Genomic DNA, 10,306 nt, shown 5'->3' with positions numbered 1-10,306 from the left:
CTGGAGTTGTGTTCCCAGAAGCGGGTCTTGCCTTCCAGATAATAGAGTTTGTAGGCCAGGCTCACATTGGGGTGAGCAGCCAGATAGAGGGTGTAAAGATAAAAACCGCTTAACGCCAGAATGGCAGTCAAAAAACCGAACTTTTTGTACGTCATATCACTCTCTATGCCTGACAGAATGGGTAGGCCGATGTCGCGCATATGCTAATCCAATTGCAAAAAAAGCATAGTGGATCACAAAAAAAAATTTGGTCACATATTAACCCCTTTTTACCCCTGTTCCAAACGTTGCTGTATCCCGGCTAAACAGGTCTGGCAGGGCGCAGGTTGTCAATGGTGCTCCGGCAGGTCATTTGGCAAATAGCAGTACTTCGCTGCGTCATTTTCTAGCGGATGCGATAGTCATCTGGCCTCTATCGCCATTTTGCAGGGGGCGATTTATGATGACTCACCTATTCGTCAAGGATGACATATGAAGTGGCTCTCTTGCTGTCTGTTGCTTGGATTATGGGCGCCAATGGCATTGGCCAGGGCCCTGTGCCCCGAGCCCATTCAGGTCGGTTACGATAACTGGCCCCCCTACCATTATTACGAAGCCGACTCACCGCAAGAGGTGCGCGGTTATGCCGCCGAGGTGCTGACGGCTGTGCTCACTTCCATGCACTGCAAGGTCCACTATGTGGAGCTGCCCTGGAAGCGGGTACTGCACGAGATGGAGCATGGCGAGATAGACATGGCGATGGAGGCGAATATCAATGATGAGCGCGCCAGTTATGCCTGGTTTTCCGACTCCTACAATCCGGGTCGCACCTTGCTGTGGATCCCCAAGGGCAGCCACTATCCCGAGCAGGATCTGGCGAGCTGGCTGGCCAGTGGTTACTCCCTCGGCGTCACCAAAGAGTACTTCTATGGCGATGAAGTGATGTCGCTGCTCGCTCGCTATGCCAAACAGGTGAGTGCGGTGAGCGACCAGCAAAATTTTGAGAAGCTGGCCCGCGGGCGGATCGACGGTTTCCTCGGTGACATGCTGGCTACCCCCAGCGCCCTTAACAAGGAGGGGATGAGCGGTCTGTTCACCAGCCACCCCATGGTGGTATCTGAATCGCCGAGCTTCTTTATGTTGGGCAAGCGCAGCTTTTCGCCGCAGTTCTTGCAACAATTTAATCAGGCGTTGGCGCGGTTCAAGGAGACAGATGCGTATGACATTATCTGGCAGCGTTATGCCCCCGGGCGCTAGCAAAGTATTGGCCGTTCACGCATCATGAGCGGCCTGAGCATCGGGTCTGCTTGTCAGGCCTGACAGAGTGAACAAACCGTTTTGAGGTACCCATGGGGATGAAGTATTGGCTGGCCCTTGCCAATCTGGTGTGGCTGGGATGTTTGCCCGCTGGCGCGGTACATGCGACCGAAGCACAAGTTGTGGTGGCGGCCAGTGAAACCGGACACGACTGGTATCAGGGCAGTCAGGCCGAACAGGCCCGTGTCGAGCTGGAGCAGCAGTTGCAAGAGGCTGTGCTTGCCCAGCTGCACCCCGATTTTTTCACGCTGTGGAAGCGCCTGCAGGCCACACCTGCAGACAAGCGTGGTGCCATCTATGACGACATTTTTACCAAGCTCAGTCGTTTCCAGCACGCCTGGCGGGGGATGGATCTGGTCTCTCGTGAGCAGATGAAGACCCTCAAGCTCGATTTGAACCGCCCTGTAGTGACCCAACCCAGCGATGATGACCTACTCACCCAGGTGAAATTCCTGCGCCCTCAGGTGGCGGAATACGAGGCGGTGCGGGCCAAGGTGCACAAACTGCTGGCAATGCCGATGGCCAGCAAGTGGCCAACCCTCGATATGCCGACCCTGCGTGCCGGAGAGAGCTCCGCCGAGCTCGGCCAAATCCGCGCCATGCTCAACGAGCTGGGCGACAGCGCCCCGAGCCATGGTGATCAGATTTACGATGGTGATACCGAGCAGGCCATCAAACAGTTCCAGCGTCGTCACGGTCTCACCGCGGACGGCATCATCGGCCGTCAGACCCGCTCCTGGCTCAATACCGGCCCTCAAGTGCGCGCCAGCCTGCTGCTGCGTAACCTGTGGCGTCGCGATCTGGTGGATCAACTCGCTGGTGGTCGCTACGTGCTGGTCAATATTCCCGACTACCGTCTGAGCGTGGTGGAGTCCGGCAACGAGGTGTTTACCAGCCGGGTCATCGTCGGCAAGGAGCAGCGGGCCACTCCCATTTTGGCCAGCGAAATTCGCTCCATCGTGCTCAACCCCTCCTGGCATGTGCCGCGCTCGATCCTGAGCAAGGACATCCTGCCCAAGCTGGGTCGCGATCCCGCGTACCTGAGTCGCGAGCAGTTCGAGGTGATCGACAGCGAGGGCAATCCGGTCCAGTTCACCGAAGAGGGGTGGCATCAGGCGCTGGCCGCCGGTTTCCCCTATCGCCTGCGGCAAAAGCCGGGGGATCACAATGCCCTGGGGCGCTACAAGTTCTACCTGCCCAACAATGACGCCATCTATCTGCACTCCACCCCGCGCAAGGCGCTGTTCGAGCAGGGGGCGCGCGCCTTCAGTTCGGGCTGCATCCGGGTGGAACATGCGGACGATCTGGCCGAACTGTTGCTGGCAGATTCCCGCTATCAGCCGGACAAGGTGGCCAATATCCTCAAGGAGAGCCAGACCAAATGGTTGCCGCTCACCACGCCTATCCCGGTCTTTACCGTCTACTGGAGCAGCTGGATCGACGAAAATGGTCGCCAGCAACTGCGCAACGACATCTACGGATTTGATCGGGTCAGCTTCCAGAGCCGCCTGCTGTGATCCCTGCCACAGAGTGAAAAGCCCGGCCTGTGCCGGGCTTTTCTATGGGCGATTGAGGTTTGACAGGTCCCCCCGCCGGAGGGTAGTTTCAAGCGCCTGTATCACATTCAATCAGTGATCTTATTCAACTATTTTTCGCTTGAATCTGCGATGGACGAACCCCTTATGCTGGAACAAGAGATAAGTCGACGTCGCCTGTTGCTGGGAGCCGGTTGCCTGCTGGGCAGCTCGCTGATCTCCTTCCCTGCACTGGCCAGCCGCAGTACCACCGGGCGTGAACTCAGTTTCTTCAATCTCAATACCGGCGAGCGGGTGCGCGCCAGCTATTGGGAGAACGGCCACTATCTGAGCGACGGGTTGGCCGAGCTCAACCACATCTTCCGCGATTACCGGCGCAACGAAGTGTTCAACATCGACAAGAAGTTGTTTGATCAGCTGTTTCTGTTGCAGCACAAGCTGGGTCGGCGCACTGAAATTCAGCTGATCTCCGGCTATCGCGCCCCGGCGACCAATCGTCAGAAGCGCCACAAGAGCCGCGGCGTGGCCAAGCACAGCTACCACACCTTGGGGCAGGCGGTGGATGTGCGGATCCCCGGCGTACAGCTGGCCCATCTGCGCAAGGCGGCGCTCCAGCTCAAGGTGGGTGGGGTTGGTTACTATCCTCGTGATAACTTCGTTCACCTCGATACCGGCCCGGTGCGCAGCTGGTAAAGGGGTTGGCAAACTGCCAAGCTCTTCCCACCAGAGAGGAGATAGCGATGAAAAAGATAGTGATTTGCGGCCTGATCGCCCTGTTGTTGACCGGTTGCAGCAAGCTCAACCGTGAAAATTACGACCAGTTGAAGATGGGGATGAGTTACGCCGAGGCCAGCACCATTCTGGGCAAGGCGGAGCGTTGTGATGATGCGCTGGGCACCACCAGCTGCCTCTGGGGCGGGGAAGGGAAGAACATCAAGATACGCTTTATCGCCGACAAGGCGACCTTCTTCAGCTCGGAAGGGATTAACTGAGTCGCAGACCGTCCATGAAAAAAGCGCCGCTCGGGCGCTTTTTTGTTGCTCGCAATCCAACCCGCCTCGCCAGAAGCTGGCGTACTCAGTGGGTCGCGTACTGGTAGTTGAAGGTGGGCAGACCCCACTTGAAGCGTACCGCCAGCAGCCGCAGTACAAAGCCGATCCCGATGGAACCGAACGCGGCCCAGTTGGTGGGCAAGCCCTGATCCAGCGCCAGACAGTAAAGCGCTGCGGTGATCAGTGAAATAGCTGCATAGAGCTCGCGACGAAACACCAGCGGAATTCGCTGACAGAGCAGATCCCGCAGCACACCGCCAAAGACCCCGGTCACCACCGCCATGATGCAGGCAATACCGGCGCCGTGGCCCATATCCAGCGCCCGGGCCGCACCGAAGATGGAGAAGACCACCAGTCCCAGGGCATCAAGGGCCATGAACAGCTTGCCGAGATAGCGCATCAGGGGGGCGGAGACCACACCTGCCATCGCGGCTGCGGCAACCAGTAGCACGTATTCCGGATGCTCAATCCAGAGCAGCGGATAGTGGCCCAGCAGCACATCGCGGATGGTGCCACCACCGATGGCCGTCGCCGAGGCGATGATCACCACACCAAACAGATCCATCCGTCGCCGACCCGCAGCCAGCGCGCCGGTCATCCCTTCGGCCACCAAGCCCACCAAGAAGAGTGCATGTAACATGAGATATCCCAGGGAACGAGAAAGGCCAGAATCCTACCAACTCGTGTCATATGGGACAAGCTATCGAATGCATGCATTAATTTAATTCATGCTAAATACGAAAAAGGCACCGTTTCGGGTGCCTTTTTCTAATCAATGTTCAAGGGTTAGCGCCCCAACTGCTCCTGCCGGTAGTGATCGACCCACATGGCGGTGGCGCCACAGATGGCGACCGGCATCACAAAGAGGTTCACCACCGGAATGGCGGAGAAGAGGGTCACCAGAGCGCCAAAGCTGAGGCACTTGCCGCGGCGCTGCTTCAAGGCGTCGCGCATGGTGATGAAGTCGATCTTGTGGTTGTCGAACGGATAATCCACATACTGGATCGCCATCATCCAGGCGCTGAACAGAAACCAGAGCACAGGCGCCAGGGTCTGGCCCACCACCGGGATCAGAAACAGGATCAGGCAGCCGATGGCCTTGGGCAGGTAATACTTCAGCTTGGTCCATTCGCGGCCGAAGGTGCGTGGCACATCCTTGACAATATCCAGCATGCCGCTGTCATTGGCGGGCTGGCCGGTGAGGATCTGCTCCACCTTCTCCGCCAGCAGGCCGTTGAAGGGGGCGGCTACCCAGTTGGCAACCGAGCTGAAGATAAAGGAGAAGACCACCAGTATGGTGATGAGGGCGATGGGCCACAGCAGATAGTCCAGCCAGTCTAGCCAGGCGGGGATCTGCTGATGGAGCCAGGCGAACAGGCCGTCCAGTTGCAGCAGCAGGGCATAGAAGGCCCCGGCAAACAGCACGAAGTTGACCAGCAGGGGGATCAGCACAAAGGTGCGGATGCCCGGTTGGCGAATAAGGGAAAACCCGCGCAGGAAATAGTCTGCACCGCTGATTGAATCTTTGACCATATGGGGTGATTGGCTCATGTGAGCTCCATCTATGCATGGGAGAACTGCCAGCATATTACAAACAAGCCTTTGATTTGGTAAAGTCGCCGACTATTCCTTATTTCGTGCCGTGGCGACCAAAAATCGGGCATGAATGGGGATGATGCCTGCATATTACAAACAAAGCCGGGTCTGGATTTGGTAAAGTCACCTGCCCGCCTCCTCTTTATTTAGCCACTGATACAGGTCGCCATGCGTCTGAAACTGATCAAACTCGCCGGCTTCAAGTCGTTCGTCGAGCCGACCCGCATCGAACTGTCGGCAGACATGACAGCCGTGGTGGGCCCCAATGGCTGTGGCAAATCCAACGTCATCGACGCGGTGCGCTGGGTGTTGGGGGAGAGTTCCGCTCGCCATCTGCGCGGTGAGAACATGACCGATGTCATCTTCAACGGCTCTATCAATCGCAGTGCGCACGGGCGCGCCTCGGTCGAGCTGGTGTTCGACAATCCCCACAACCGGGTGCCCGGCGAGTTCGGCCGCTTTACCGAGATCTCGGTGCGCCGCGAAGTGCTGCGCGATGGCTCCAACCACTATCAGATCAACGGCCAGAAGTGCCGCCGCAAGGATGTGACCGACCTCTTCCTCGGCACCGGCCTTGGCCCCCGTAGCTACGCCATCATCGAGCAGGGCACTGTCAGCCGACTGGTGGAGTCGCGTCCGGCCGATCTCAAGCTCTTTATGGAAGAAGCCGCCGGGGTCTCCCGCTACAAGGAGCGGCGCCGCGAGACCGAGCAGCGCATTCGCCACACACAGGAGAACCTGGAGCGCCTCGGCGATATTCGCAGCGAGCTGGGTTCGCGCCTTGACCACCTCAAAGCCCAGGCCGAAACGGCCGAGCGCTACAAACAGCTCAAGAGTCGTTCGCGCGCTGCTCGCGCCGAGCTGATCGGCTCCGAGTTGTGGGCGCTGGAGACGCGCCTTGGCGAGGCTAAAACCGAACTGGCGCAGGCCGAGCAGGCGCTGGCGGCGCTCGATGCCAAGCGCACCGCCGATGAGGGGCGCCACGTCACCCTGTCGGTCGCCAGACAAGAGGCGCAAGCCGAGCAGGCGAGCCGTCAGCAACAGATTTTTCTCGGCGGGCAGGCCATCGCCCGTCTCGAGCAACAGCAACTGCACCAGAGTGAACTGGGGCGCGACTGGCAGGCCCGTGCAGAGGCGCTCGGCGAGCGGATCGCCACCCGCAAGGCGCAGCTTGCCTGCCAGCAGGATCAACTGACCGAAGGGGTATTGCGCGCAGAGCAGGAGAGCGCCCGGCTGGAGCAGTGTGAGCAGTTGCTCACTGAGCAGCAGGAGGCCCGCCAGCACGCCAGCGAGCAGCTGGAGCAGGCTCGCTTGCGCCAGCAGCAGTGGCAGCAACAGTTGGCCGGGTTGCAGGGGCAGCTCAACCAGACCCGCACCCGGTTGGGTGGCCTGCAGGAGCTGCAAGCCAAGACCCGGCTGGCCCGCCTCAAGTTGGAAGATGAACGCGCTGGCCCCCTCGGTACAGAGGCCGACGATCTGCAACCTACCCTCGATGCCCTGAGTGGTGAGCTGGAGCTGACGAGGGCTGCCAATGGCGAGCTGACCGAGCAGCTGGCGCAGGCGGTCGACGCCCATGAACAACTCAAGCAGCAGCATGGCCAGCAGTTGAGCCTGCAGCGGGAGTTGGAGGCGCGGCTGGCGACCCTGGATCAGATCCTCGGCGAACAGATGGAGGGGGCGACTCTGGCCGACCGGTTGCAGGTTGCCCCCGAATGGGCACAGGCACTCGATAAAGTGCTGGGTCGCTGGCTCACCGCAACGCCGGCGGACGAGTGCAATCTGGCGCAAGAGGGGCTCTGGATTGGCCCGGCGCAACCGGCGGTTGCCGGTACGCTGGCGGCGCAACTGGGCGGCGAGCATATTCCCGCCTTCCTCAATGCCATCTGGCTGGTCGAGAGCCGGGAGGCCGCATTGGCCCGCCAGCCAAGCCTTGCGGCCGGTGAGTCGGTACTGACTCCTGCTGGCGACTGGCTGGGGCCAAACTGGGCAGATCTGGGGCAGGGCGCGGCGCTCGGCACTATGGCACTGCTCGGTGAGCGTGAGCGGTTGCATACCGAGCAGGAGAGGGTTGCCGAGGGGCTGGCACAGCTGAGCGAGCAACTTGTCTCAGCCGATGCCCGGCGCGCCCAGATTGCCAGTGCGCAGGAGTTGTCGCAGCGAACCTTGCGCGAGCAAGAGCAGAAATGGCAACAACTGCGCGAAGCCTGGAGCCTGCAACAGGGTCAGCGGCAGGAGCGGTTGCAGCGGCTCGGTCAGCTCGGTGAAGAGCTGATCCGGCTAGATCAGGAGCAGGCCGAAGAGGCAGAGCGGCTGGCCAGCGCCCGTGAACAACTGGAACTCGATGAGGCGCGCCTTGCCGAGTTGCAGGAGCAGGGGGAGCCGCTGACACAAGGGTTGCAGGTCGCTCAGGATCAGCTGACCCGCTGCGAGCGGGCGGTTGACGAGGCCCGTGTGCGCCGCGAGCAGCAGCAAGCGGCCTGCCAGCGTTTGCAACTGGAGCTGGGCAATCTGCGCCAACTCATTACCCTGGGTGAAGAGGAGTTGGCGAGGCTCGGGCTGGAGCTGGCCGGGCTGAAAGGGCCGGATCGCGAAGCGGTGCCGGATCTGGCGCCCCTGCTGGCCGAGCAACGCAATCTGGAGGCGCAGCAGCTCGCCTGTCATCAACGGCTTGCGGAGCTGGAGCGCCAGCTCGGTGAGCTGGAGCAGGCCAGAAGTGCCGATCACAAGCAGCTGGTGACTCTGCAAGAGAAGCTGGCGACCCTGCGCCTTGAGCGCGAACGCAACCTCACCCGTCGACAGGGGCTGCACGAGCAGTTCGAAGAGCTGGGGATTCGACTGGTGGATCTCGAACAGGCGGTGCTGATCGCCGCTGATCGCAGCAAGCTGCGGCAGGAGATCCAGACTCTGGAGGGGCAAGTGGAGGCGCTCGGCGCCATCAACCTGGCGGCGCTGGAGGAGTACGAAGAGGCGAAAACCCGGGCAACTTATCTTGAAAATCAGTGTCAGGATCTCGAGCAAGCGCTGGAAACCTTGAGCCAAGCCATTAAAAGAATTGATAAAGAGACACAAATACGGTTCCGGGACACTTTCGATAAGGTCAACGAAGATTTAAAATCCCTGTTTCCAAAAGTGTTCGGTGGGGGCAGTGCCTGGCTTGAGCTTACCTCCGATGATCTTTTGGAGGCCGGAGTGAGCATCATGGCGAGACCTCCGGGTAAGAAGAATGCTACCATTGCCCTGCTTTCCGGGGGGGAGAAGGCGTTAACCGCGCTTGCGCTGGTTTTTGCCATCTTCAGACTCAACCCAGCACCTTTTTGTCTGCTGGATGAGGTGGATGCACCGCTCGATGAAGTGAACGTCGGTCGCTTCTGTTCTCTTGTCAAAGAGATGTCGAGCACAGTACAGTTCGTTTACATCAGTCATAATAAGGTCTCCATGGAGATGGCTGAGCAGCTGGTTGGCGTCACGATGCAAGAGCCCGGGGTTTCTCGCATTGTGTCGGTCGATATCGGTGAAGCCGTCGCTTTGGCTGAGCAAAACTAGAAAGAGAAGCAGCTAATGCAGGAATTGCGTTACATCTTGGTTGCCCTGGGCGGTATTGCTATTGCGGCATTGCTCATTCACGGGTTGTGGAGCAACAAAAAGAATCGTCAGGCACCGATCAAAGAGAAACCGATTGGACGGATGGACTCCAAGTCGCGGGATCGTGATAACGACGCCTTCGACAGCGATGGCATCGGCCAGGTACGTGTGGTCAGTGGTGGCCGTCGTGCCGAGCCCAAGCTGCGCAGTGAAGAGAGCCGCCAGCCGGAACTTGGTCGTCGCCCTGCCGTCCCCGCCTTTGATGATGAAGATGACGAGGACGATCTGCCGCCGCCCGTAGTGCGCAAGCCTGCTGCCCGCCCGGTTCCACCGCCTCCTGTCTATGAAGAGGAAGAAGCGTTCGACGAACCGCTGCCCGAGGAGATCGATGAGGCGCCCGCCGCGCCGGTGCGCAAACCTGCTCAGGTCAATCGTCGTACCCCGGTCTACCGTTCCCGTCCCCAGCGCGAGCCCATGATGCAGTCGCTGGACGACGAGCCGCTGGTCGAGCCCGCTTACGCGACCGCCCCGACTTTTGGTGCCCGTGCAGAGACAGTACGTACCGCCGACACCGTTCGTGCCGAACCGGTACGTGCTCCCGAGCCGGAATATCAGCCGCAGCCCCGTCATGTGGCTCCCGAGCCTGTTTATGAAGAGCCAGCCTATGTGGCGCCTGCACCTGTGGTGGAAGAGCCGCGCATGGCGCCCCAGCCGGTCGAGAAGATCTGGCAGGATGTCTATGTCATCAACCTGATGGGCCGTCCGGGTCACGACTTGCAAGGTGCGACCCTGCTTTCATCCCTGATGGCGCTGGGCTTCAAGTTTGGCGAGATGGATATTTTCCACCGTCACGAAGATCCCAACGGTAAGGGTGAAGTGCTCTTCTCCATGATCAACATGGTCAAGCCAGGCACCTTCAATCCGTACCGGATGGAGCAGTTCACCACGCCGGGTGTCTCCCTGTTCATGCAACTGCCGCTGCGCAGCAATGCCGCGTTTGCCTTCGAGGACATGCTGCAGGCTGCCGATCAGCTAGCCAGCGATCTCGATGCCATGCTGACAGATATGGATCGCAGCCCGCTGAGCGACGAGACCATTGCCCGTTACCGTCACGAGCTGGCTGCCTACGAGGCCAGTCGCGACTAATACGCCATGCGGGTCGAGTGAAGAAAAAGTGCGGTACCCTGGTACCGCATTTTTGTTTCTACCCCGGCCGTATGTTCAATCACACTTCGAGACTTTTTC

Annotated in this window: 8 protein-coding genes; 6 read left to right on the top strand and 2 right to left on the bottom strand. The window is 59.8% G+C overall.

The annotated features are described in order from the left end of the window. The first annotated feature begins 471 nt into the window (after nt 1–471). From AB5Y85_RS08450 to AB5Y85_RS08435, 4 genes are all read left to right on the top strand, one after another. A complete protein-coding gene (locus AB5Y85_RS08450; protein WP_257687145.1) occupies nt 472–1,236 on the top strand; it encodes an ABC transporter substrate-binding protein in 765 nt (254 codons plus the stop codon). Nucleotides 1,237–1,328: 92 nt separating this feature from the next. Beyond that, on the top strand, nt 1,329–2,813 hold the full coding sequence (locus AB5Y85_RS08445; RefSeq protein WP_368221326.1) for a murein L,D-transpeptidase: 1,485 nt from the start codon (nt 1,329–1,331) through the stop codon (nt 2,811–2,813). Between the two features lie 165 nt (nt 2,814–2,978). Further along, entirely contained in the window at nt 2,979–3,524 is a 546-nt protein-coding gene (locus AB5Y85_RS08440) for a DUF882 domain-containing protein (protein WP_257687152.1), read from the top strand. Nucleotides 3,525–3,571: 47 nt separating this feature from the next. After that, nucleotides 3,572–3,823 (top strand): DUF3862 domain-containing protein, encoded by a 252-nt coding sequence (locus AB5Y85_RS08435; RefSeq protein ID WP_139399564.1) that lies wholly within the window; start codon nt 3,572–3,574, stop codon nt 3,821–3,823. Nucleotides 3,824–3,908: 85 nt separating this feature from the next. On the opposite strand, the gene AB5Y85_RS08430 is transcribed toward AB5Y85_RS08435, so the two are convergent. Together AB5Y85_RS08430 and cysZ are read right to left on the bottom strand one after the other, a co-directional pair. Next, nucleotides 3,909–4,523 carry a trimeric intracellular cation channel family protein gene (locus AB5Y85_RS08430; RefSeq protein ID WP_005338456.1) on the bottom strand — a complete coding sequence of 205 codons (615 nt, stop codon included), beginning with the start codon at nt 4,521–4,523 and terminating at the stop codon, nt 3,909–3,911. Nucleotides 4,524–4,669: 146 nt separating this feature from the next. Beyond that, complete coding sequence (gene cysZ / locus AB5Y85_RS08425) at nt 4,670–5,434, bottom strand: sulfate transporter CysZ (protein WP_005338455.1); 765 nt, start codon at nt 5,432–5,434, stop codon at nt 4,670–4,672. A gap of 213 nt (nt 5,435–5,647) precedes the next feature. On the opposite strand from cysZ, the gene AB5Y85_RS08420 reads away from it, so the two are divergent. Both AB5Y85_RS08420 and zipA read left to right on the top strand, forming a co-directional pair. Beyond that, nucleotides 5,648–9,022, top strand: coding sequence for an AAA family ATPase (locus AB5Y85_RS08420; RefSeq protein ID WP_257687144.1), 3,375 nt, complete (start codon nt 5,648–5,650; stop codon nt 9,020–9,022). 15 nt (nt 9,023–9,037) lie between these two features. After that, complete coding sequence (gene zipA / locus AB5Y85_RS08415; RefSeq protein WP_040066671.1) at nt 9,038–10,207, top strand: cell division protein ZipA; 1,170 nt, start codon at nt 9,038–9,040, stop codon at nt 10,205–10,207. The last annotated feature ends 99 nt before the right edge of the window (nt 10,208–10,306 follow it).

It is taken from the genome of Aeromonas sp. R3-1, assembly GCF_040908345.1.
GTDB lineage: Bacteria > Pseudomonadota > Gammaproteobacteria > Enterobacterales > Aeromonadaceae > Aeromonas > Aeromonas veronii.
This window is presented reverse-complemented; position numbering and strand designations above follow the sequence as displayed.